General features: G+C 58.6%; 13 protein-coding genes. 5 read left to right on the plus strand and 8 right to left on the minus strand.

The window, feature by feature from the left end:
* Nucleotides 1-45 precede the first annotated feature (45 nt).
* Nucleotides 46-2,619: an alpha-galactosidase gene (locus tag M9920_16630; GenBank protein ID MCO5053904.1), complete on the plus strand. Its 2,574-nt coding sequence runs from the start codon at nucleotides 46-48 to the stop codon at nucleotides 2,617-2,619.
* An 87-nt stretch (nucleotides 2,620-2,706) separates the two neighbouring features.
* Here M9920_16630 and M9920_16635 read toward each other — a convergent pair whose 3' ends face one another.
* The 8 genes from M9920_16635 to M9920_16670 all read right to left on the minus strand — a co-directional run bounded on the left by M9920_16635 (nucleotide 2,707) and on the right by M9920_16670 (nucleotide 15,823).
* On the minus strand, nucleotides 2,707-5,184 hold the full coding sequence (locus M9920_16635; protein ID MCO5053905.1) for a discoidin domain-containing protein: 2,478 nt from the start codon (nucleotides 5,182-5,184) through the stop codon (nucleotides 2,707-2,709).
* 297 nt (nucleotides 5,185-5,481) lie between these two features.
* The gene (locus M9920_16640; GenBank protein ID MCO5053906.1) at nucleotides 5,482-7,890 is read right to left on the minus strand and encodes a hypothetical protein; all 2,409 of its coding nucleotides are present in this window, start codon (nucleotides 7,888-7,890) and stop codon (nucleotides 5,482-5,484) included.
* Nucleotides 7,887-9,191 (minus strand): DUF3748 domain-containing protein, encoded by a 1,305-nt coding sequence (locus M9920_16645; protein MCO5053907.1) that lies wholly within the window; start codon nucleotides 9,189-9,191, stop codon nucleotides 7,887-7,889. The genes M9920_16640 and M9920_16645 overlap by 4 nt, the downstream gene beginning before the upstream one ends.
* A gap of 304 nt (nucleotides 9,192-9,495) precedes the next feature.
* A complete protein-coding gene (locus M9920_16650; protein MCO5053908.1) occupies nucleotides 9,496-10,893 on the minus strand; it encodes a tetratricopeptide repeat protein in 1,398 nt (465 codons plus the stop codon).
* A gap of 125 nt (nucleotides 10,894-11,018) precedes the next feature.
* Entirely contained in the window at nucleotides 11,019-12,344 is a 1,326-nt protein-coding gene (locus M9920_16655; protein ID MCO5053909.1) for a GTP-binding protein, read from the minus strand.
* A gap of 53 nt (nucleotides 12,345-12,397) precedes the next feature.
* Nucleotides 12,398-13,333 carry a sulfate adenylyltransferase subunit 2 gene (locus M9920_16660; protein MCO5053910.1) on the minus strand — a complete coding sequence of 312 codons (936 nt, stop codon included), beginning with the start codon at nucleotides 13,331-13,333 and terminating at the stop codon, nucleotides 12,398-12,400.
* 146 nt (nucleotides 13,334-13,479) lie between these two features.
* Nucleotides 13,480-14,145: a phosphoadenosine phosphosulfate reductase family protein gene (locus M9920_16665; GenBank protein MCO5053911.1), complete on the minus strand. Its 666-nt coding sequence runs from the start codon at nucleotides 14,143-14,145 to the stop codon at nucleotides 13,480-13,482.
* 4 nt (nucleotides 14,146-14,149) lie between these two features.
* Complete coding sequence (locus M9920_16670; protein MCO5053912.1) at nucleotides 14,150-15,823, minus strand: NADPH-dependent assimilatory sulfite reductase hemoprotein subunit; 1,674 nt, start codon at nucleotides 15,821-15,823, stop codon at nucleotides 14,150-14,152.
* Nucleotides 15,824-16,276: 453 nt separating this feature from the next.
* Between M9920_16670 and M9920_16675 the strand changes: the two genes are divergently transcribed.
* The 4 genes from M9920_16675 to M9920_16690 all read left to right on the plus strand — a co-directional run bounded on the left by M9920_16675 (nucleotide 16,277) and on the right by M9920_16690 (nucleotide 25,045).
* On the plus strand, nucleotides 16,277-17,584 hold the full coding sequence (locus M9920_16675) for a chloride channel protein (protein MCO5053913.1): 1,308 nt from the start codon (nucleotides 16,277-16,279) through the stop codon (nucleotides 17,582-17,584).
* Between the two features lie 85 nt (nucleotides 17,585-17,669).
* Nucleotides 17,670-23,213, plus strand: coding sequence for a PA14 domain-containing protein (locus tag M9920_16680; protein MCO5053914.1), 5,544 nt, complete (start codon nucleotides 17,670-17,672; stop codon nucleotides 23,211-23,213).
* Nucleotides 23,214-23,300: 87 nt separating this feature from the next.
* Nucleotides 23,301-24,389 carry a 3-dehydroquinate synthase gene (gene aroB / locus M9920_16685; GenBank protein ID MCO5053915.1) on the plus strand — a complete coding sequence of 363 codons (1,089 nt, stop codon included), beginning with the start codon at nucleotides 23,301-23,303 and terminating at the stop codon, nucleotides 24,387-24,389.
* A gap of 53 nt (nucleotides 24,390-24,442) precedes the next feature.
* The gene (locus tag M9920_16690; GenBank protein MCO5053916.1) at nucleotides 24,443-25,045 is read left to right on the plus strand and encodes a hypothetical protein; all 603 of its coding nucleotides are present in this window, start codon (nucleotides 24,443-24,445) and stop codon (nucleotides 25,043-25,045) included.
* Nucleotides 25,046-25,062: the final 17 nt, after the last annotated feature.

Here is a 25,062-nt window from a genome sequence, read left to right on the forward strand (position 1 = left end):
GCAGAATTTTGGACGCCAAGAACCGTTCCATTTGAGATATTGACCATGATGAGACTTCTATTCCGAAAACAGCTCCTAAGTTTGGCGGCTTTGACGGCGACTTCCGCCTTTGCCGCATCCGTGCCGCTGTCATCGCTTGACTTGAAACTCATGACTTGCGGTTGGAGCGAACCAAAAGTGAATCAAGCCATCGGTGGCGGGCCATTGAGTATCGCTGGAACGAAATTCACCGGCGGTATCGGTACGCACGCGAACAGCCAGTTGCGCGTGGATTTGGGCGGGAAAGCGCAGCGGTTTATGGCTCAAGTCGGCGTGAACGACAGCGCGAGCGCACAAGGCAGCGTGGAGTTCATCGTGCTGGGTGATAACCAGGAACTCTGGCGCAGCGGCGTAATGCAGGTCGGTCAGCCCGCAAAGTCCATGGATGTCAACTTATCGGGCGTGAAAATCCTGACGCTGCGCGCCACGGATGGCGGTGATGGCGAGAGCAACGACCATGCTGATTGGATCGAACCGCAAATCATCGTGGCCGAAGGTGCGACCCGGCCGGTTGCCCTGCCCGCCTATGAAACTTTCGCGGTGCGGACCAAAACGTTTGCGTTGAATTTTCAGGTGAAAGACGATGGCCGGCTTTACCAGCGCGCCATTGGCGGCAGGGAAAACTCCAAATTGCTTCGCACCGACGAGGCCTTTCCGCAATGGGGCGACGGTTATATTTGGGAGCCGGCGTTGCAGGTGGTTCACGCCGACGGCAACACGTCCACGGCCTTGCACTACGACGGATTGACGCGCGCTCCAGAAAGCGATGGGCGCGAATTGGTTCGCATCAAGTTGCGCGACCCCGCGTATCCATTTGAAATAGCGCTTTGTTTTCGTTCGGATCACGAGCGGGATGTCATCGAGCAATGGATGGAGATTCAACATCACGAACGCGGCATCGTAAAACTGGAGCAGATGGCGTCGAGCGCATTGCTGTTGGCGCCGACGAAGGTGCAATTGCTGCACTTTTTCGGTGATTGGGCGAAGGAAATGCAGCCGTTTATCGAGCCGCTGAATCCCGGCACGAAAGTGCTCGACTCCAAAATCGGCGTGCGGGCGCATCAGTTCCAAAACCCATCGTTTGTGCTCTCGCTCGACGGCGCGCCGCAGGAAAACAGCGGTCGCGTGCTGGCGGGTTCGCTCGCGTGGTCGGGGAGTTTTCGATTGGCCTTCGATAATTTTGCGACCGGCTTACGCGCCGTGTGCGGCATCAATCCTTTCGCCTCAACGTACCATCTCGAGGCGGGGGAAAAGTTCATCACGCCCGCGATGATTTGGACCTGGAGCGATCACGGTTTGGGTGACATGAGCCGCAAGCTGCATCGCTGGGTGCGGGAGTTTGCGTTGCGCGACGGCAACCAGCCGCGCACGGTGCTGCTCAACAATTGGGAAGCGACCGGATTTGATTTCGATTTCGACCGCATCGTGAGTCTTTACGATCCGGCGAAGGCCATCGGCACGGAGTTGTTTCTGCTCGATGACGGTTGGTTCGCCAATAAATACCCGCGTCTCAGTGACAACGCGGGGCTGGGCGATTGGGCGCCAAACTGGAAACGCCTGCCCAAGGGACTTGCGCCATTGGCCGCCGAAGCGAATCAACGCGGTCTGCAATTCGGCATCTGGATCGAGCCGGAGATGGTTAATCCCAAGAGCGAATTGTTCGAGCGGCATCCGGACTGGGTCATTCGCCAGCCGAAACGTGAATTGGAATTGCAACGCAATCAACTCGTGCTCGATCTCACGCGGCCCGAAGTGCAGAAGTTCGAATGGCAGGTGATTCAAAACATTCTCTCCGTGCCGGGCGTCGCGTATGCAAAATGGGATTGCAATCGTTACCTCACCCAGCCCGGCTCATCGTGGCTGAAGCCGGAGCGCCAGTCGCATTTATGGATTGATTACGTGCATGCGCTGTATGCGCTGATGGATCAAACGGCGAAAACTTTCCCAAAAACCGAGTTGATGCTTTGTTCCGGCGGCGGCGGACGCGTGGATTACGGCGCGTTGCAATACTTTCACGAATTCTGGCCAAGCGACAATACTGACCCGACGGTGCGCATCCCGATGCAATGGGATTACTCCTACTTTTTTCCGGCCATCAGTATGGCGAGTCACGTCACACATTCGGGCCATCGCCCGATGCACTTCTCGTGCAGCGTGGCGATGAGCGCCCGCTACGGCATGGACCTCGATCTCGTGAAACTGCCACCGGAAGACAAGGCCATCTGCGCACGGGCGATCACGGCTTACAAACGCATCCGCGACGTGGTGCATCGGGGCGATTTGTATCGTTTGGAACATCCGCACAACGCCGAACGTGGGGCGCTCAATTATGTTTCCCCGGACCAGACCAAAGCAGTGTTGTTTGTGTTCCAACTCAAGGACGGAGCGGCGCAACCGGTGCGTCCGCAAGGACTCGATGGGGCGCGGCGTTACACGGTGCGCGAAATGAATCCCGCGCCGGGCCGTGCGGCATTGGCGTCGGAAGGCAAATCATTCACGGGCGAGGAACTGATGCGTGATGGAATTATTCCAAACTGCGTGAAGGGACTCGAAGCTTGTGTCGTTGAACTTGCACCGTGACCGAAGGTTTTTGGTTTCAATTTACCCTGACAGATTTTTAGCTGGATCACATCCTTCCAATTGAACTTCTCATCTTTCCCTGCCGGCTCAAGGCGCCACCTGCAATTCGCGAATCGCGTTTCCCCACGGCGTGCCGCGTTTGGTGCAGTTCACCCGGAGTTGTTGGACTTCGACCAACGGGAAGGAAATCCGGTTGGTGCCGCCCTGCCCCTCGCTGGTTTGATACACTTCCGTCCACGTCTGACCGTCGGGGGAGACGGCGACGGAAAAAGCCGTGGCGTAGGCTTTTTCCCAGATGATGTTCACCTGACTGATTTTTCGCGGCGCGTTGAACGCCACGGCCAGCCAGGCATCATCCTGAAAAGCTGAAGACCAATAACTGTCTTCGTACCCGTCCACCGCGTAGGCCGGGCTGTGGGCCGGTTGATAAACCGACGAGGCGCTCACGGTGCAGTCCTCGAGAAGCGAGCCGCGTTGCGAACTGACGGTGACTTCGCGACTGCTGCGGACGGGCCGTCCGTCGGCACCGCGCAACTCCGCTTCCAGCGTGATCAATCCTTCTTCCGTCGGCCAGTTGATATCGAAACTCAGCTTGGCGGTGCCCCACGGCTCGATGGCGGCCTTTTGTTGTTGCCGGGACAGGGTCCGGTTGCCACGTTTCACCCGCAACGTCACCACGCCTTTCCAAGCCGGCTCCAAGTCATTGATCAGGAGAATCGGCACCGGCAGGTTGGCGCCAGGCTGAACCCGTTCGTTGCCGAAGTTCACCATCAGCCCGACCGGAGCGAAAGCGTCGCGGACGTAACGGTAAAATTCCGGTTCCCATTGCAGTTTGGCGACTTTGCCTTCCAGCCAATGATCGCTGGTCTGGCCATCGGCCCGCGCGTAACCGAGCGTGACAAAGTGCAGGACGGCGGCGCATTGCCGGTGCGCGCGCCAGAATTCCGTGGTCGCGGCCAGCCAGGTGGCTTGCAGATGCAAGCGTTGTTGCGGCGTGGCGTGGGCGCCCAGCACTCCGTCATACAAGGCGCGGGTAAGCGTGGTGGGCGTACCGTTCCGGTTCACCCAATGCCAGCCATATTCATTGTTGATGATGGCGTGTTGGCCGTCACCGCCACCGTTCTGGTAGGCTTCCGGGTTGGTATCCAGCCAGGTCAGTTGCGCCGGACGGAATCCGGCGTTGAACTGATACGGATGCTGCTCGCTCGTGTCGCCCGGCGTTCTGGGCCAGGAATAACCATCGTCCCACGGGCGATTCGAGAGATCCAGATGCCGGATTTGCATGAAGGCATCGCCCGTTTTCGGGTCCCGGGTTTCATTGCAAGCGTCCCAGATGACGACGCTCGGATGATTCCATTGGTCCTGCAGCCAATCGCGGTATTCCCGGGCCAATTCCTCGGTCGAGAGACCGGCGGGGACCAGCCCGCCAAACCAGATGGGAAACTCGTTTTGAATCAGGATGCCTTCCTCATCGGCAATCTCATACCAGCGTTCCGGCGGCAGGCCAATGCAGTAGCGCAGGCTGTTCCAGTGCATGTCTTTGACGCGCCGATGCAACCGGCGTACCCAGGCGTCGTTCCACGGCAGCGTCCCGCGCTCCGCATCCTCAAAGAACCGGTACAGCGTGAAATTGCTGCCGCGCAAAAAATACGGTTTGCCATTCAGAACACCCCGGCGTGTGACCGGATCGAAATGAAACTCCCGCATGCCGAAACGGGTTTTGAATTCGTCACCGGAAGTCCGCACCGTGATGCTGTACAGAAAAGGGTCTTCCGGCGACCAGAGCCGGCACCCGGCGATGGGTACCGTCACATCCAATTCCCGCAGTCCGGCGGGCGACTCGGCGGCAGCCTGACCCGCTAGTCGCCGACTTTTGGTTTCCCGCACTTCCACCGTCACCCGGGTGGCTTTGGTGCCGTCGAGATACACCCGCACTTTCGCCTGCTGCGACCCGAGGTCTGGCGCCACCTGCACATTCTCAATGCGCGGCGCGCTGGAGAGCAGCAGCGTGACGGAATCGAAAATACCCGGGATGTAACGCACTTTTTCAAAGTCAAACCCGTCTGGATACGTCGGACGAATGGCATCGCGATCCGCACCGACGCGAATGATCAACTCGTTCTCCCCGGTCTTGAGCGCAGTTTTCACGTCGAAAAATCCCGGCGTCCAGCACGGCGCATGATCCCCGAGTGATTGACCGTTGAGGAACACCCGCGTGCCGAACATCGCCTTGGCAACCTTCAAAGTCGCCACCTCGGGGATGGGACCGGTGACTTTGAAAGTGCGCCGATACCAATAAGCGTCCCGGCGCGGGTCTTTCTGTCCGAGCTCCTGCCGATCGGCCACCGCCGGGCCGGGCGCCACGAAGGGCGGTGTGGCCATATCCACCAATCCCGGGACCGGAACAGTGCGGGAAAACTCGGACGGAATGACCTCCCGCCCGCCTTCCGCGATCTGCCAGTTGCCATCAAGGGAAATCGTCCGCCGCAGCGCCGCCGCATGGCCCCAAGTCAAACTGCCGGCGACCACCAAGACAGCCAGCGTGAGTGTGTAAGATCGTATCATGTCATTTGCTTTTTGTCGCCGCTTGGCGCCGCTCCGGCGCCAAAGCGAACGTCTCCGCCGAAACATCTTAGGCGGGGTAGTGTAAGTAAACGAGGCCGAATCCGAGGAGTTAGCGGATATCGGGTCGTCGGGGACACGGAGCTGGTGCATCGGTGGCGCGGCATGCCGGGCAGCACTATGTCTGGATCCAGCGGAATTGCCCGCAAGGGTTCACGAAGCGGTCGAATGTCGAAGGGATCATGACTGGACCGGGTTGTCGTCGGCAGACTGATCGTGGCCGTATCGAGGCAAGCGGTTTCAGGGCGCTTTCAGCAGCCAGACCTCGCTCACGCGCGATTGCTTGCGCCAATTGAGTTCCGCCTCTTCCGGCAACGCATCGAAGGTCAACAGTAGTTTGCCGTCCTTTATCAAGTCACGCGGAACGGGAAATTCCAGGAATTCTCCGATTTCATACCGCGTCGCGCCGAGCGGCTGGAGCAATTGTCCGTTGGCGCGCAGTTTGGCTTGACCATAACCGGTCAAGCGCACGCGATAAACGGCGGATGGATCCAGCCCATGATATTTCAATCCCAACGGCCAATCCATGCTCACCTGCCAGGTGAGTCGGCGCCGGCTAAACCCGCTGTCCCACCACCAGAATCCCGGCGGCGGATCCCCGACACCAGTCGGGTCGGTTTGAAATTGCTCGCCCCGGACCACATGCGGCGCTTTACCTACATGCCCCACTGCGTCGTAGAAGCTGCCCGGTCCGGGCTGTTCCCATGCGGCGATCCGTTCCAAAACTTGCCGCCGTTCAGCTTCCGTCGGTAACTGGCGAATGCGCGCGAATTCATCCTCCAACCACCAGCGATTGTTCAACGGCACATCGAGGTAATCAAGAATCGCGCCCCGTTCGGCGCCGCTGGCGTGATACTGAGGCACGCTGGTTTGCAACTGAACGGTGCGAAACAAATCCGCGCATAAATCAATAATGCGCGTATGCCATTCCACCCGCACCGGCGCGGACGTCGCCCGGGCCAAAACCACCAGAGCCGCGTCCATGGCCGCGGCGGCGCCCGACTGGGAAGCGGCGGCTAGAATCCGGTTGGCTTGTTGTTCCAGAGCGGTTTCATAAATCAGGCGTTGACGGGTGTACGCATCGTAGTAAGCGCGCAAAAGACAAAGTTGCCAACGCCAGTTGTCGCGCAGTTGCGGGGCGCGCTGCTCCAGTTGCTGCCACAGGATGAGCGTCGCTGCCACGCCGCCATTCTCCGCCAACGCTCCGTCCCAATTTTTCTCGAGCGCCAGGAGGCCATCCGCCGCCGCTTCGGCCACTTCCGTGCCAAAGAAGAACCGCGTATAATCCAGAAGCATCTCGCGTACGTCCGCTCCGGGTGACCAGCCCAGCCGGCTCCAAATCGCCTTGTTGACATCGTCGTGAACGCCATCCGAATAGCTGATGAAACCGCTCGTGTAGGGACCGTAGTAGTTGGCGATGATTTTGTAGAACGCCGCCCGGGGATTCGCACCCTCGCGACCTTCCGTCAGCGCAAACGCGGGATCCCACCAAATCGTTGGCCATTGGCAGCGCACGGTGTGAGTGATGTCGGGGTAATCGCGCAAGCCGTAACGCTGCGGCAATCGGGCGCGCGTTTCGGGAATCGGCGGACTGCTCGGTCCGGCCACCAAACCGCCCAACCAATCAGGTTGATGCTCGATGATCCACTGATGCACGTAATCCACCGCGGGTTTTTCGTAACCCTGCATGGACAACCAGATTTTCGCGCGAGGATGGTACTTTACCAGCAATCGCGATATTTCTTCCAAGTAAGGAAACACCAACTCCGGCGCGTTATCGCCGGGGTCGCCGCCCGGAAAGAAAATTCCGTCCAAGCGCGGGCAATCCCGAAACAAAGCTTCGTGCCGCCGTAAAAATTCAGCGCGTCGCGTTTGATTGGTCAGATCAAAATCCGCCGGCGCCCACACCCAGTATTCCAATTCATATTGCGCGCAAATTTCGCTGAGCCGACGGTTCATCACGTCGCGCGGCAACGGCATGAGCGGACTTTCCCGCTCGTCGTGAAACGGAATTCCCTCGATGCTATTGGCACCGAACAAGGCCAGCTCGCGGATGTACTGCTCGAATTGCCGGTCGTTCCAACCATCGTAACTGTTGGCCGTGGCGCGATAACCGAGTTGATGTCCGCGAATCGGCAGCGCGGGCGCGGTGGCCAGATCCAAACCGGCCGCAACCTTGACCGCGCCGGACGACCATTCCATCCGCCGCAACAACTCGCCCACGCCAAACAAGGTTCCGCGTGAATCCGCGCCCTGAATCCAGAGCACCGCGTCCGAATCACTCGCGGCCGGAATGATTAAACGAAAACCCTCCGATTGATGCTCGGGATGTTCCAGACCCGATCGCACTGCCGGAGCGGACATTCCCGCCGGGGTGGCGTTACCCGAGGTAATGGCAATCACCACGCCGGACGCGGGTCGCGTGGCGCTGACCGGCCAATCCAAATCCGTGCGGGATTTGATTTCTTCCGCCAGAACGCGGGCCGCCATGGCTTCCGCCGGCGGCAACGTGCCGTCGCGGATGACGATGCGGGCATGGGTCAGATCAATTTGTTCGGCCGCTGCAGCTTCAAGCAGCGAAGCCAAGCCAGCGACAACAACGCTCAACAACAAACAATGGTAACGCATCATGGCCAATCTGAATTTCATCGCGAGGAACAAACAAAGATTTGATTAAAAGTCGCGCCGCCCTGCGCTTGCGGCCGCAGGTAAGCGATATACCGACCATCAGGTGAGAACACGCACGCCTCGGATCGCGGCGCTTCGGCATCCGAAAACCGTGCGGTCAACCGGACGGTTTGACCCGTGCGCACTTCGGTAACGCAAACGCTGTTGTCCATGACGTGAGCAATGCGCTGCCCATCCGAACTCCAAGAAAAGGCGGAAGCGACGCTGAACGCATTGTGCGTAAGCTGCGTTGGCGCGCCACCGTTGGGTGAGACGGTCCACAGTTGCACCACTCCGGCATCGTCCTTCATCAGGAACACAATGCGCGTTCCGTCCGGCGAACTGCGCAACCAATGGCGCGGCCCCTGAATGCCCGGGAATTTGCGCCCGGTGGTGAACGTAAGCCGTCGTTGCACCGTACCTCGCGGCGGTCGCGGGCGAAGCGTCGCCGTTCCCGCCAATGGACCATCGCCCGGCTGCGTTACGTCATCCGGCAGATCCACGATATACACTTCGAGGGCCGGCTGCCCGTTCGCGCTCACCACTTCGCCTTGGAATGCCAACGCGCGCTTTTGTCGCGTGCCATCGGTTCGCACGTAACCGTTCGTGCCAATCCAGGCATCTTCAATCGCGCGACGAATCTCATCCGAACCGGGACGCGGTTGCGCCATTGTTCGGGTCGCCAGCACCGAAAACGTTTCACCGTCTTGATTGCGTGGATGATCCCGGGCCACACGCACAGGGGCGCCGAAGACGCTGACGCCCACGTTGCGCAGGTTCATTTCGTGATCGGCGTTTTCCTCCTGGAACGACGCCAGCACGTGATCTTCGTAGGTGTAACTCACCCATTGCCCATCCGCACTGAACACATGCACATGCGAACCGCCGCGCAACGCACCCGGCGTAAACGGCGGGGTGACGTCGCGCGCGTCCAGATTCAACGCCGTCTGGGGATGGTTCAGGTTCACCAACACGCCGTGACGGTGATAGAAATTATATTGCCAATCCGACGTGGGATTCTCCGGGCCTAAAATGAACACAACCTGGGGCTGAACCGGATTGCAGGTAACCACGCCGCAATGCGCGCCGTTTTGCGCACGATACAACTCCTGCACCGCGCCAGTCTCCACATTGACGCTTTCGATGGTGGCGCCATCGAAATCCGCACCCGGCCGGCCCGAGCGCGTGTCATAAACAATCCAACGACCATCGGGCGACCAAACCCCAATGTTGGTCAGGACGTGATTTTTGGCCTGGCGAGTAAGCTGGCGTTCAGATTGCATCGGGGAAACTTTCTGCTGAAACCGTGCGGAAGCAGGATCACTGGTGGTCGTGCAACCGACGAGTACTGCGGTCGCCAACCCGACCCAACCGGCGCGACTGGCCCGGTTCAACTGAGTGAGTTGTTGTTTCATCCGTTGCACGCGCGGCATTTTCGCAAGGCACGTCGCCGAGGCAAGGCAATTGAGCGCAGACAAGTTATTTCAAACCTCATTCCGGATTTTGCCGCGACGAACGCCCGCCTTGCGGACGAATGGAAAGATGCGTTGGTCCACGCGCCAAGACCAAGCCAGGCGACATCATGCATCACTGGCCCGCGTAGTAGGCGTCCACCTTGGCTTCAACGTCGCGGTAGGCCGTGTCCACCTTGTAAATCTGCTTGAACTGTTCGATCGCCGCTTCCTTTTGGCCCATGCTTTCATAAACACCGCCGAGGTTGTAAATCAACTCCTTCTTCTCGTCGTCGAATCCCGGTTTTTCCTTGATCGCATCCTCCAACGCGCTGGCGGCCAGATCGTAGATTTTGCGCTTCGCAAAACATTGCGCGAGGTAGTTCATGGCGGCGATGCGCTTATGCGGATTGCCCTGCGCCTTCTGGAATTCCTTCTGCGCTTCGCTGATTTTGCCCGCTTGAAAATAGAGCGCACCCAGTTCAAAACGGAAATTCAGGTCGGTTGGATACTTCTCCACGCGTCGTTGACATTCGCTTAATTGGAATTCCAATTTTTCCTGTTCGAGGCGTTTGGTGGCTTCGGCAAAGTCCGGCGCCAGCGGATCCAACTGCTCGCGTTGCGCGTCCAATTGCTTCAACTTCACCTGCGCCACCGCCTGATCCAGGGCCGCGTCGTTTCCGGCCTCGGTCGCCTTCAATCTGGCATACCATTCCAGGGCGCGATCGAACTGTTTGCGTTGCGTGTGGAGTTCCGCCAGCGACCGCAACAACCGCGGGTTTTCCCCCTCCGTCTTGAGTCGCTGCTCATACTCGCGAATCAGGCGTTCATTTACGTCCTCGCTTTTGTGCGTGCGCTGTTCCTGTTCCAGGGATTGCGCCTCCGCTTCGTTGCGCAGCATTTGCCGGTACGAACTGCCCTCGGCTTCCGCCGCCTGGTAGCCGCCTTCGCGGAGCGTCCGCTTGGCTGAACAGTTCTTCAGCGCTTGATGCACGTCGGCGTCGGTGGGATAAGCGGCGCGCAAATCAATCAGCAATTTTTCGGCGACTTTGACCTGTCCGGTGCGCGTCAGGAAATCGGCCAGTTGAATCGTGATATCTTTATCCTTTTGATTATGCTCCCACAAGATTTCGAGCGAGAGCAAGGCGGTCTGCGGCAAATCCAACGCCGCTGCGGCCTGCACAATGATTTTATGCGCCGTACCGTTGTTCGCATCGGCGTTCAACACCTGCTCAGCCAGCAGCATGGCTTCAACCGGATTGCTGCTCAGAGTGAGCTGGGCCTTGGCCAGCACTGGAGTCGCGCTGGCGCTGCTAAACATCTTCTTAAAAAAGCCGCCCCCCTTGGCGGCGGCTTTGCCCTGCTGCGCCTTGCGCAACGCCTTGCGGACTTCCACCACCTCGGGCGCGCGCGTCACCACATGCATCAGCAGCTCGATGGCGTAATCAAAGTTGTCACGGCCCAGCGCGTCCTGCGCCTTGGTGAATAACGGCCGAACCTCCCGCGGAATCTCGCTTAAACTTTTTTCAGGCACGATGCGGCAATGTAACCCCAATTTTTCGGGAAAAGCGAATTGAAATTACGGTCCGAAATAAAATAGACCAATGCGGACGCAACTCACCGGAAGCGCGCCTCGCGCCGCCGCTGGTCTAAACCCGGTTAAATGGCGAAGTCGGTGTATTCGGGCTTGGCCGCTTCCGTGGGCGGGAACAACATACCGGCGCCCACGGTCAAATTGGTGCCCTGCTCAATCAAAATGAAGGCGCCAGTGGCACGATTGGTCGTGTAACCATCGAATACCAACGGGCGAGCGGTTTTAACCCGAGCGACCCCGATGTCATTCATCCTTAGTTCTGTAGGACCGGACTCCAGATCAAAAGTGTTCATGTCATAACGCCCTTCCAACTGCGGGATCAAAGCCAGCACGGTCTGGGAAGCGTGTTTGAGCAGGTACTTCTTCCCGGGCGTCAACGGTCGTTGGTGCATCCAGCAAATCCGCGCCTTCAGTTCCGTACTCAGTCCCGGCGAATTTTCCAAACCAACAATCATGTCGCCGCGGCTGATATCCAGGTCGTGTTCCAAACAGAGCGTGACCGACTGCGGGCAAAACGCCTCCGGGCGCGTGCCGTCATAAGTCCAGATTTCCCGCACGCGGGTTTTGATGCCGCTGGGCAACACCACCACCGATTGACCTTGCCGCACCACCCCGCTGGCGATTTGCCCGCTCAATCCACGAAAGTCGTGCCAGCGCGGATCGCTGGGATCGTTGGGTCGGTTCACCCATTGCACCGGAAACCGCAGGATTCCCAGATTCCAATCGCTGGCGATGTGGACCGTTTCCAGATGCGCAAGCAACGTGGGGCCGGGATACCACGGCATCCGCGTTGAACGCTCGACGACGTTATCGCCATTGAGCGCGCTGATGGGAATGAATTTCACGTCACGGAAGGCGTTCAGCTTGGGCAGAAACCCTTCCACCTCGCGACGGATTTTTTGATAATGCGCCTCGCTCCAATCCACCAGGTCCATCTTGTTGATGGCGATGACCAGATGCGGAATCCCCAACAGCGCCGCAATGAACGTGTGCCGTCGGGTTTGTTCAATAACGCCCTGACGCGCATCCACCAGCACGATGGAAAGATTGGCCGTGCTCGCACCCGTGACCATGTTGCGGGTGTATTGCACATGCCCCGGAGTATCGGCGATGATGAATTTCCGCTGTTGCGTGGCGAAGTACCGATAGGCCACATCAATCGTAATCCCCTGCTCGCGTTCGGCGCGCAAGCCATCCGTGAGATTCGCCAGATTGATTTGCCCGCCACCGGTGAGGTCCACGGATTTTTCCAAGGCCGCGATTTGATCCTCCATCAGCGACTTGGAATCGTAGAGCAATCGCCCGATCAAGGTGGATTTGCCATCGTCCACGGAACCGCAGGTATTCAACCGCAACAGTTCAATGGGAGTCTGGGGAAGGGCATCACGCACGGATGCGGTTTCAGTTGGAGCTAAGGACACGGTGGTTTCCATGAGTTCAAATGCTAAAAATATCCCGCCTTCTTGCGGTCTTCCATGGCGGCTTCACTGCATTTATCGTCCGCCCGATTCCCCCGCTCCGTCACGCGCGCCGCTGCCACCTCGGCGATGATATCCTCCACACTGTCGGCGGGAGATTCAATCATGCCCGTGCTGATCATGTCGCCAATCGTGCGCACACGGCAAATGAGCTTTTGAATGGGTTCGGCGGGTTTCGGGCGCGCGCCTTGATACGGATCCGCGGCGCCATTGGTCCGGGGCGGCGGGACGGGCACCCACTGGTTATTGCGGCGCACCACTTCCCGTTCGTGACTGAAATAAATGCTCGGCACGGCCAGCTTTTCGCGCTGGATGTATTGCCAGACGTCCATCTCGGTCCAGTTGGACAACGGAAACACCCGCATGTTCTCTCCCGGATTTACGCGGGCGTTGTAAAGCTGCCAAAGCTCCGGTCGCTGCGCTTTCGGGTCCCATTGCCCGAAGCTGTCGCGAAAACTGAAGAACCGTTCTTTCGCGCGCGCCTTTTCTTCATCACGCCGCGCCCCGCCGATCGCGCAATCGAATTGAAACTCCTCGATGGCCCCGAGCAGGACGGGAATCTGCAGTTTGTTACGGCTGATCTCGCCGGGCACCGGATGCGCCTGCCCGTTGGCAATGGCGGCCTCCACCGTGCGCACAATCAACTTCGCGCCGAGCTCGCGCGCGCGTTGATCGCGAAATTGAATCAACTCGGGAAACTCGTGCCCCGTTTCCACGTTCAACAGCGGCATGGGAATATCCGCCGGACGAAACGCCTTCTCCGCAAGCCGCAGAAGGCAGATCGAATCCTTCCCGCCTGAGAACAGCAACGTCGGGCGCTCAAATTCACCGGCCACTTCGCGGAGGATGTGAATCGCTTCCGTTTCCAGATATTGCAAATGATCCAGTCTATACGAACTCATGAAAAGCCTGCTGGCGTTGGGTGTTTAATCAACCGTTGGTCTGGCTGGCGCGCTTCCGCTTCAATCGGTGAAGCGGAGGCCAACGCGGAACGAGCCAATCCGTCGGGTCAGTTTTATCAAAAGCGATAAGCCTCCGCAAACCCGGCTCAAGCGGCGGCTGCCGCCCGGCCTCCCCACGCGGCATGTAATCCGCACTCGCGTTTCTCGTCGGCCTTGGCGGGATCGAAATAATCCCATTCGTTGGGCAAATCGTGTTCTCGGAGATAATTTTCCATGTCGGTATCGTTCCAATAAAATACGGGATTCACCTTGACGGTGTTGAAGTTTTGATCCGCCACGACGATATCCAATTCCGCCCGGTGCGGATTCTGCACGCGCCGCAACGCAGTGAACCAGAGACGCGGCGACAACTCCTGCATGCCGCGCCGGAACGGTTCGAGCTTCATGACCGCGCTGAAATCCTTGAGCCGATCCTCGTTCTCGAGCGCCGGTTCGGGCGCACCGCCGTAAAGGGCGTTGTAGTGCGCCGCCGTCATTTTGGGCACGTAAGCTTTCAAGTTTAACTTGAGGCGCCGTTGCAAGGTTTCGGCATAACGATAGGTCGCCAGCCGATTGTAACCGTGATCCGCCCAAAGCACCGGAATGTCGGGTTGAATCCGCGTAATCAGATGCAATAACACCGCTTCGTAGGGACGGAAATTCGTCGAGACAATCGCGCGACCGCCCGCCTGGCCAATGGCCCAGCGGATAATTTCAGCGGGAGATTTACCGCGTAATTCGGCGTTGGCCGTTTCAATTTGAATGGCAGTCATAATTTTAATTTGTAACGGCGGCTTCCGTCCAGAGTGCGCGATCGCACCAATCGCCAAACCGCTCGTCGGAATTTCGCTCGGTGGCAAAGCGCGCAAACAAAGGTCGCAACTCCGCTTCCAGATCCACGTCCTTGACCACGTCTTTCCAGAGACGATTCAAGCGCGTTCCAGCGGCATTACCGCCCAACCAAACCTGATATCGGCCCGGTCCTTTCCCCACAAAGGCGATCTCCGCCATGTAGGGCCGGGCGCAGCCGTTCGGGCAACCCGTGGAGCGAATGATGATTTCCTCATTGCCCAAACCGAGGTCGTCGCAAATCTTTTCGATTCGGTCAATGACGCCGGGCAACATCCGTTCGGATTCGGCCAAGGCCAATCCGCAGGTGGGCAATGCGGGGCACGCCAGCGCGGTGGAGCGCAACAATGAGGCCTGGCGCTCCGTCTTGAGTCCCGCCGCCTGAAGCAAACGGGTGATGGCGACTTTATCTTCGTCGCTGGCATTGACGAGAATCACGTTCTGATTGGGAGTGATGCGGAATTCCAGATTTGGAAATTGCTCGGCCACCTGACGTAAAGCCGTTTTTTGCGCGTCTTTAACCCGCCCCATGTCAACATAGACTCCCAAAAACCATTTCCCATCCACGGCCTGACGCCAGCCGAGCAAATCCGTGCTGCTCGTAAACTTGTAAGGCCGGGGCGGCGCCAACAAGGTATCGGCGCGCTGATTCACTTCGTTCCGCGCCCACGCCGCGCCACGCTCCGCGATGACGTATTTCAACCGGGCGTGCCGACGATCCACGCGATCACCAAAATCGCGATGAATGGTCAGCACCGCTTTGGCGACGCTCACCACTTTGTCCGGAGTGATGAAGCCGATCACATCGGCGATGCGCGGGTAAGTCGCCACGTTTCCGTGGCTCCGCCCCATGCTGCCGCCCACACAGACGTTGTAACCGACGAGGCGATCGTTCTCGACAATGGCGATAAAGCCCAGGCAGTTGGTGAGAATGTCCACATCGTTCACGGGCGGCACCACGAAAGCCACTTTGAACTTCCGCGGCAAATAGGCCTTGCCGTAGAGCGGGTCCTCGAAGTCCTTGTTCTCCGGCGCTTCGTTGTCCAACTGCACGCCATCAATCCAGATCGAGTGATACGCCTTGGTGCGTGGCGCGAGCGCGCGGACGACCTCATGCGCATCAGCATAAACTTGATCGCGCGCCTGGGTGTAGGCTGGCGTAGGCGGCGCCATCACGTTGCGCGTGATGTCACCGCAAGCCGACAACGTGGAGAGCAGTGATTCGTTGATCCGCTTGATCAACGGACGCAAATTGGATTTCACCACACCATGAAACTGGATGCTTTGGCGCGTGGTCAGCCGCAAGGTGTTGTTGCCGTACTGGGTGGCCAACTCATCGAATACCGTCCACTGTTTCGCCGTCAGGACGCCACCCGGAATCCGTCCCCGCACCATCATGATGTATTTCTTTCCGGTTTTGCGCAGATCGCGATCATCCTGCTGATAGGACCCGTGAAATTTTAGATACTGGATATCCTCGGCTGAAAAATGATCCACCGAATCATCAGCGATGGTTGCGTAAATGTTACCCGATAAAGTAGGGATTGAAGATTTAAGCTCTTCATTGTGGCTCACTTTTTTCTCAGTCGCTATCGTCGTCATATCGTTATGTGTGGATATTATGGTAAAATAATAACTTGTCCACAAAAAAGTTATCTATCTTGATGAATTTACTAGGGATTCAGTTTTAAACAATATCATTTTGAAGCAAATGAATTCGACTGTATCGCGGTTCTATGCCCTTTTTTAAGTCATCGTTCGAAAGGTTTTCAGAACAGATCTGAGGTGGTTAAGCGAATGATAATGTTTTGGTTAAACTCCAACGCGCAGTAAGCATGCGCCTCGAACACGACTGAAATTGAACACCATACCCGACCGCGTGCGACCCCATTCCCATCTGACTGTTGAGTTCACCGGATTCCGTTTGCTCTCACGCCAAGCGTAAGGCTTCGGTTGTGGAGTGAACCGTTTCGGCTCTCTGCGAACGGCTTGCCTGTCTGTCGTCCCTGCCGTAAAACATTCCCGTTGCGCGCGGCCTTCACTGAACTTCTGATCATGCTCGCCACTGTGTTGCAGTGGCTTCTGCTGGCCACGCTCACGGGCGTGATGGTCGGAAGCGGCGTCAGCCTGTTTCTCATCGCGCTGTTCGCGTTCACGGATGCGACTGCCGGGGTGCCGTTGTGGTGGCAAATGGTGCTGTTACCCGCCGCCGGTTTGGCCAATGGACTTTTGCTGTATTACGGCTATCGCCTGAATAAAACCCCACTTCAGGACAGCATCATCACCGCCTTCCACGAGCAGGAAGGGCGCATGCCGCTCAAAACCATGTTGATCAAACCCGTGGCCGCCTTGCTGACCCTGGCGTCCGGCGGTTCAGCGGGAAAGGAGGGGCCGTGTTCACACATCGGCGCAAGCTTGGGCGCCGGGTTGGGACAACTGCTCAATCTCAATTCCGAACTGCAAAAGCGATTAGTCGCATGTGGTGTGAGTGCCGGTTTCGCCAGTGTGTTCGGCACGCCCATTGCCGGGGCGATTTACGGAGTCGAAGTACTGGCCATCGGTCGCGTGCGAACGGATTTTCTGCTTCCGGCCATCATCGGCGGCGTGACGGCTTATCAAACGAGCAAGTTCTGGGGCGTGCCCTACGAATACTATCAACTCCCCTTCCTCTCGACATTTTCGGAATGGGGGTTCATCAAGACGATAATTATCGGCATCATTTGCGGACTGGCCGCCCGGGTGTATGTCGGCAGTTTTCACCTCATCCGCGACGCCTTCGAGCGCTTGCGCACCACGTTCAAACTTTGGCCGCCCGCTCTGCCGCTGATCGGTGGTGGATTGTTGTCGTTGCTGATCTTGGTCATCCCGACGGATTATCTCGGACTGTCGCTGCCTTTGATGGACTCCGCGCTGCGCGGTGAACCTGCACCATACCTGGGTTTCCTGTGGAAAAGCCTGCTCGTCGCCATCACGCTCGGCTCTGGATTTTACGGAGGCGTGGTGACGCCGCAATTTGTGATTGGCGCGGTCACTGGGAACGCCTTCGGACATTTGCTGGGCATCAATCCGGCACTGGGCGCGGCGGCGGGACTGGTGGCAGTAGTCGCTTCCGCTTCCAACACACCCATCGCCGCCATTCTGCTTGGCGTTGAATTATTCGGCGGCAACGGACTGTGGTATGTCGCCGGAGCCGCCATCAGCGCTTACCTGCTGATCGGCCATCGCAGCATCTATCCGGACCAACCACTCGCGTATCCCAAATCATCGTGGATTCGGATGCGGCCCGAAATGCCCGTTGGCCAAGGCAAAGTGCGCCTCTCCTACGGTTTACTGAAATGGTGGAACCAGCGCTTTCGCCGCTAACCTCGTCGCACTCTTAATCCCGGGCGGCGCGCTTAATTTGAGGTTTCGCTCCGTGACGCTTCCGCGTAGCCTACCGACCAAATTCATGAAACGATACATTGTAGCGATCTTGATCCTCATGGGATTAAGCGCGTTGGTTTTCAGTTTCTCGCGGTCCAAACCGGCCTCCAATTCCGCCCCACCGGACGCGACCACCGTAAATAACGTCGCCAGCCCATCCACACCGACCGGCCTCGATTCGCCAGCTACCGCGGCCACGCCAACCGCGACGACTCCCAACACTGCTGGCGCGGCGAATATAACGAACCACCCAGCAGCCTCAACCTCCTTGGGAGGAACCGTCAGTCCGCGTCAACGGCCTTGGGATTACACTTTCCTCGATCAATTTCACGACACCCCGCAACGACATCCCGTGCGCTTTGAATTGGTAGCGGGTGAATTTGCCGCCGGTACCATCACCCACACGGAGTTTCAGGATGGTCACGTCATCGTGCTGGCTGGCGAATTAACGTCGCCCGAAACGGGCCGATTCTCGTTTCGCAAACAAACGCTGCCTGGCAAAGCGGGTGATTACTCAGGCGAAGTCACTTTTCCGGCGAGCCAACGGGCTTACCGCCTCGAACCGCTCGGCGCTGCGGGTAAAACGGTTCTAGTGGAACGCCGTTTGGACGAGGTGTTATGCCTGACATTACCACCGCCCGATCCGGGTTTGACCGCCGCCGATGTAGAAGAAATGCCGCCGTTGCGACCGGACGACGTGCCGAACTTCGTGCCGCCGCATAATGACGGCATCATTTCGTTGCAGAGTCTGCCGGGGGTCGTGCCGGTGGTTTACATTGATTATCGCGGTGGTTACACGCCGACGTGGGGCGGAATCACCTACGAAAAACCGAATGTCAACAACACCGTGATCAAAGACGTGTGGAAACGGGTCGCCGAGGACTTCATGCCGTTCAACATCAACGTCACCACGGACATTCGCGTTTATGAAGCCGCGCCGGAAAACAGCCGGCAACGCTGCGTCGTCACGCCCACCACCACTGCGGCTCCGGGCGCCGGCGGTGTTGCCTATCTCCAGGATTGGAACAATACCGGGGATCGTCCGTGTTGGTCGTTTTATTCCAGTGGCAAAAGCGCGGCCGAAGTAATTTCGCATGAAGTGGGTCACACACTCGCGCTCAGTCACGATGGCCGCACCAGTCCCGCCGAGGAGTATTACGGCGGTCAAGGCAGTGGCGCGGTGGGCTGGGCGCCGATCATGGGAGTGGGTTATTCGATGCCGGTGGTCCAATGGAGCAAGGGCGAATACGCAAACGCCAACCAAACGCAGGACGACCTGTACGTCATCACCAATAACAACAATAACGTCGCTTACCGCGCGGATGACACCGGCGCCACGCTGGCGACTGCGCGTTACCTCGAGATTTATTCCAATTACACGGCGAGCGCGGAAGGCGTGATTGAAAGAACGGGCGACACCGATGCGTTCCAATTTACCACGTCCGGCGGAGCGATTTCACTCTCGGCCAATCCGGTCGGCGATTGGGCTAATCTCGCCATTTCCGCCACTCTGGCCGACGCGGCGGGCACGATCATGGCCAGCAACAATCCGCAAACTCAGTTGAAGGCGAACATCGCCTTGAGCATCCCGCCCGGCACCTACACCTTTCGCGTCACCGGCGCGGGGCGAAATAACCCGATCTCAAACGGCTTCTCGGCCTACGCCAGTCTGGGCTATTACTCCATTACTGGAAACGTGGCCGGGGCCGTGTTGCCCACGCGGCTGGTGGTTGCGGAAAATTCTCCCAACGGTTTTGAGATTGGCACGGTGCCCGCGCTCAACCCCGACGCCGATCCGCTGGCGTATGGAATCACCGCAGGCAATCTGGGCGGCGCGTTTGCTCTTGACGACATCGGTCGGCTCACCGTGGCCAATTCCAGCGCGCTCGACTATGAGGCGCTCGCCGCAACCACGCAATTACCCGTGCAATTCGAATTGTTCGTGAACATTACCAACCTCGCAAATCCCGCGCTCACCGAACTGAACCGGCGCGTCGTCATTCAGGTGCAGGACGTGAACGAACCCCCCACCATCAGCGCCGCCAACGTCACCGTTCTCTCGCATACGCAACCGGGCATCGCCATCGCCTCGGTGAGCATGAACGATCCGGATGCTTATTCGATTCTGACGGGCACGATTCCGGCGGGAAATGACGCCGGCGTTTTCACCTTCGACAATTCCAGCAGGCAAATCAAAGTGGTGGGTGACCTCGACGCGACGCTGCAAAGCGTCTATGACCTGACTCTGGTGATTACGGATAATGGCATACCGACACTCAGCGCCACCAACTCTCTGAAAATCACGGTCCTGCCCAACAGCACTCCCTTCACGCCCGGTGGCGTAAATTATGCCATTTATGAAAACATTGGCGGCAGCACGGCCCTCTCCGGCTTGACCAGCAACCCGCGTTTTCCGCTCGATCCCACTTTCGAGAAACAGTTGACCAGCTTTGAAGGGGATCAGGATCGCGGCGATGCCTACGGCTCGGTGCTGCGCGGCTATCTCTTTCCGCCGGTGAGCGGTTCGTACACCTTTTGGATTGCGAGCGATGACGCGAGCGAATTGTGGATGAGCGGGACGACCAATCCAACCACGCTGACACGCATCGCTTACGTGAACACTTACACCAGCCCCCGGCAATGGACGCAATACGCCTCTCAGCAATCTACGGCCCGCTCGCTCGTCGCCGGACAGGCGTACTACCTTGAAGCCCGACACAAGGAAGGCGGCGGAGCGGATCATATCGCAGTCGCCTGGCGCGGCCCCGCCACTGGCAACCAGACCAACATCATCCCCGGAATTTATCTGGCCCCACGCTTTATGAATTACGTTCCGCACCTGACCGGATTCACCAATTCCGGAGTGCGGCGCGACCTCTTCGCCGAGGCCAGTGTGGGCCAAGTGACGGTCCGCGACGTGAACGCCAACGACACGCACACACTCACGATTTTGAGTGGAAATGAGGAAGGCATTTTCCATCTGGATGCCAACGGAGCGGTGCGCGTGGCGGATGTTTCCGCCCTGGCAACCACGCCCAACGCGAATTTTCTGTTGACGATCCGCGCCACGGACAGCGGTTCACCGTCACTCTCCGCCACCAGCACGGTGGCATTGGCGGTGGTGGACGCGGACGCCATCGTAGCCACGTCGTTGCGCCGGGAAATGTTTCTCGATATTGGCAGTGGCATGACCGTCGGTGATTTGACCAACAACGCCAAATTCCCCGGTCGTCCCGACCAACTGGAGACGCTGCCCGGCAACCGGTTTGAAGCGGCCCAGGACGTGGGAGAAAATTACGGCTCACGGATCCGTGGTTACGTCATTCCGCCGGTCACTGGCAATTACCGGTTTTTCATCGCCTCGGATGACGCGAGCGTCCTGCGCTTCAGCATGGACGCCAATCCCGCCAACGCCACGGTGATTGCCTCAGTTGGCGGCTGGACTGATTTTGAAAATTGGACCCAATACCCCACGCAAACTTCACCGTTGCAAGTCGGGCTGGTGGCCGGCCAACGCTATTATCTCGAAGCGCTGCACAAGGAAGGCGGCGGTGGCGACCATGTTTCCGTGGCCTGGCTCGTCCCCGGCAGCGGCGTGACCAACGTCATTCCCGCCGCCAACCTCGAACCGGTGAACCTCAATCTGCCACCGCAGATCAGCGATCAATCCTTCAGCGTGCTGGCCACGGTGACCAACGGCACGCGGCTCGGCACGATTAACGCCACCGACAGTCCGCTGGACACCCTTGCGTTTCGTTTGCTCGAGAGCGATGCCGGCGACGCCTTTGCCTTGGATCCGGTCAGCGGGGATCTGTCGGTTGCGGATAACACCCTGCTTGCCGTCGCTTCAGTTGGCACGGCCTTTCACCTCGTCGTGGGCGTGCAGGATTCCGGCTACGGCGGATTGTATCCGTTGCAAACCAGCTCGGCCAACGTCTCGATCATCGTGCGCGGAACCAATAACGCCGTGTGGCTCAATCCTGCGGGCGGCTCTTGGTCGGTGGGTGCGAATTGGACCAACGGCATCGTCGCTGATGGCGCGGATCAAACGGCGGACTTCAGTCAACTCAATCTCCTGGCGAACGCCACCGTCACGCTCGACGGCTCCCGCACGATCGGCAATCTCATTTTTGGCGACGCGGTTCCGTCGCACAACTGGACGTTGAACGCCGGCACCGACGGCACGTTGACCTTCGCCGGCAGCAATTCGACTCTCACAGTAAATAACCGGGGCGTCACCATTGGGGCCGAATTGGCCGGGACGAATCAACTCACGAAAGCGGGCAGTGGCTCTTTGACTCTGAGCAACAAATTCAATCACTTCTCGGGTGATTTCAACATTACCGGCGGCACGGTCTTCGCCAGCATCGCCAACGATCAAGCCACTACCTCCGTTCTCGGCGCCAAAACTGGCGACCGCATCATTCTGGTTGGTCCGGGCACCACACTGAACTTTAATCTGAACAACATTTTCGGCGGCTCGGGTCAGAGTGCCGCCAATCTGCCCACCCTGAACATTCACGGCAACTTGATTTCCACTCGATTCAACGTGTTGCCCAGTCTCGAATTAAACGGCGGCACACTGCGCAATGCGAACGCCACCGATCCCGCGAATTACGACGGCTTTCAATTCATCGGCAGCATCACCGTCACCGGCACCGCGCCATCCACCATGGATACCGTCACGGGTCGCGGCAACCATTTGAACAACGGCGGCACCACCTTCAACGTCGCGGATGTGACCGGCGATGCCGAGACGGATTTCTGGGCGCGCACCATCCTCCGCAATCCCTCGGACGATTATGGTGGAAATAACATTCCTGCCGCCCTCTTGAAAACCGGCGTCGGCACCATGACCTTGACGGCGAACAACACCTATACCGGCGGCACGCTCGTCAACGAAGGCGCGTTGCAGGTGAACGGCATCATCGCGGCCGGCGGCGCGGTAACCGTCCAGTCCGCCGCCACGCTGAGCGGCGGCGGCATAATCAACGCCCCGGTGATCATCAATCCCGGCGGCCATCTGGCGCCGGGCGCAACCCTCGGCCTCCTGACCATCAACAACAATCTCACGTTGAACGGCAACCTGGTGATTGAAGTAAACACCGCCAGCACGCCGACCAACGACTGGGCGAGCGTCTCGGGCACACTCACCAGCACCACCGCCGGAACGGTATTCGTTACCAACCTCGGTCCGGCGCTCGTGGCGGGACAAAGTTTCAAACTGTTCAACCAACCGCTGGTGAACGGTGAAGCTTTTGCCATCCAGCCGCCACCGGGCGACAATCTCATCTGGACCAACCGGCTCGCCGTGGACGGCACCATCGCCATCACTTCCCTCGTGGCTACGGACCCGGTCAATCTGACCAGCACCTTCAACGCAAATGAATTGATCCTAACCTGGCCGGCGGATCACACCGGCTGGCGGTTGCAGGTGCAAACCAATGCGCTCGCTCAGGGCCTGAGTGATAACTGGGTGGACGTGCCCGATTCATCCACCACAAACTGGTTCACCATCCCGGTTGATCCGTCCGTCGGCACGGTGTTTTATCGGCTGATCTATCCTTGAATCACGTCGGGCGCGGTAAAACGATGCTTCCTGGGGAAGCGCACAAGACGCTTTGACAGTCTCGCTCCAGCCTTTATCCTTCCCGGCGTGCGCACTGTCAGAGTTTCACTAGGCCGCCGCAGTTACGACATCAAGATCGCTTCCGGATTGATCAACAAACTGGGGGTCGAATGTGCGCGGCTGAGGCTCGGCAAACGTTGCGCCATCATCACCGACGCGCACGTTGGCCGCTGGTATGCCAAACCGGCTTACAACTCCCTTTCGCGCGCTGGATTTGACCCGGCGCTCGTCGTCGTGCCGGCCGGCGAAATCGCCAAGAGCCTCAAATCCGCACAAAGTTGCTACCGGCGCCTCGCGGCGCACCGGCTCGAACGGCACTCGTTCATCGTCGCTTTGGGTGGCGGAGTGGTTGGCGATCTGGCGGGATTTGTCGCCGCCACTTATCTGCGCGGCATTCCGTTCGTGCAAGTGCCCACCACGCTGCTCGCGCAAGTGGACAGCTCGGTCGGAGGCAAAACCGGCGTCAACCTGAAGGCGGGCAAAAATCTGGTCGGCGCTTTCCATCAACCGCGACTGGTATTGTGCGACCTGACCGCGCTCCACACCCTGCCCTCGCGCGAACTTCGCGCGGGTCTGGCTGAAGTGATCAAGTACGGCATCATTTACGACGCGCCATTCTTTCAACGATTGGAGCGCGATCTCCCCAAGCTTTTACAACGCAAAAATCCGGTACTCGCCCCCGTCATCGCGCGCTGTTGCGAAATCAAAGCGGAGGTTGTGAGCCAGGACGAAACCGAAAGTGGCCTTCGCGCCATCCTGAATTTTGGGCATACCATCGGGCACGGCCTCGAGGCCATTTCGCATTACGGCAAATATTTGCACGGCGAGGCGATCGCCATCGGTCAGGTGGCCGCCGCCCGGTTATCCCAGCAATTCTGCGGTCTGAAAGCCGCGGACACCGCACGCATCGCATCGCTGTTCAAACGCGCGGGTTTGCCAACCACGGTAAAGTTGACGGCCGCCTGTCGCACCAAGCTGCTGGCCGCCATGAAGCTGGATAAGAAAGTTCACGCCGGTGAAATCAAATTCGTGCTCGCCAACCGAATCGGAAAGGTAACTTGGGGACAACGCGTGCCCGCACCGGATCTGGAAACTCTCCTGAGCAATCATGCCTGATCTTGTCCGCACCACCGCAGCCGCGCCGAGCAACAGGTCATGTTCTTGAAGCCATGAGCGCGGTCAGTGAAAGCATCGTTCGCGAATACTTCGAGCTGCACCAGTTCCTCGTGCGGCAGGATCGCAAATACATCAGCCCGACCCGGCGCGAGCAGGACGACATTGACTTTTTCGTTCTGAATCCCCTGGCCACTTCCCGTGACACCGCCCTGCCCTTCGTTCTGCGCTCGGAAGATTTGCCGGGAATCGAACGCGCGATTGTCGTCGTCAAAGGCTGGCACACCGAGACGTTCAGTTCGGCGCGACTGGCGGGCACGCCCGAAATTTTTCGCTTCGTCAATCCCAAGGTCTTTCAACGCGCGGCCCGAGCCTTCGGCTTGAACGGCGCACCGTTAAAAATTCTCATCATTCCCGCCCTGCCGCACCCCATCGAGGCGCGCGAGCAAAGCATCACTCTGCTCCGCAATAAAGGCGTGGACGCCGTCATCCCATTCCGCACCCTGCTGACTGATCTGGTCCAATCCGTGGCCGCCAACCGCAATTATCAAAAATCGGACCTGCTGCAAATCCTCCGGATTTTAAAGCACTACGACTTTTTCAAAGGTCCGCAGTTGGAACTCTTCAAATCCGCCCAGCGACGCAATCGGCGCAAGTAATTTCACCCGTGGCGCAC

It is taken from the genome of Verrucomicrobiia bacterium (genome assembly GCA_023953615.1).
Taxonomy (GTDB): domain Bacteria; phylum Verrucomicrobiota; class Verrucomicrobiia; order Limisphaerales; family JADLHS01; genus JADLHS01.

Excerpts from the sequence above, each read along its gene's own strand:
- M9920_16630 (MCO5053904.1), top strand. The coding sequence starts at position 46 with ATGATGAGACTTCTATTCCGAAAACAGCTCCTAAGTTTGGCGGCTTTG.
- M9920_16680 (MCO5053914.1), top strand. The coding sequence starts at position 17,670 with ATGAAACGATACATTGTAGCGATCTTGATCCTCATGGGATTAAGCGCG.
- M9920_16640 (MCO5053906.1), bottom strand. The coding sequence starts at position 7,890 with ATGAAATTCAGATTGGCCATGATGCGTTACCATTGTTTGTTGTTGAGC.
- M9920_16690 (MCO5053916.1), top strand. The coding sequence starts at position 24,443 with ATGAGCGCGGTCAGTGAAAGCATCGTTCGCGAATACTTCGAGCTGCAC.
- M9920_16635 (MCO5053905.1), bottom strand. The coding sequence starts at position 5,184 with ATGATACGATCTTACACACTCACGCTGGCTGTCTTGGTGGTCGCCGGC.
- M9920_16645 (MCO5053907.1), bottom strand. The coding sequence starts at position 9,191 with ATGCAATCTGAACGCCAGCTTACTCGCCAGGCCAAAAATCACGTCCTG.
- M9920_16660 (MCO5053910.1), bottom strand. The coding sequence starts at position 13,333 with ATGAGTTCGTATAGACTGGATCATTTGCAATATCTGGAAACGGAAGCG.
- M9920_16670 (MCO5053912.1), bottom strand. The coding sequence starts at position 15,823 with ATGACGACGATAGCGACTGAGAAAAAAGTGAGCCACAATGAAGAGCTT.
- M9920_16665 (MCO5053911.1), bottom strand. The coding sequence starts at position 14,145 with ATGACTGCCATTCAAATTGAAACGGCCAACGCCGAATTACGCGGTAAA.
- M9920_16675 (MCO5053913.1), top strand. The coding sequence starts at position 16,277 with ATGCTCGCCACTGTGTTGCAGTGGCTTCTGCTGGCCACGCTCACGGGC.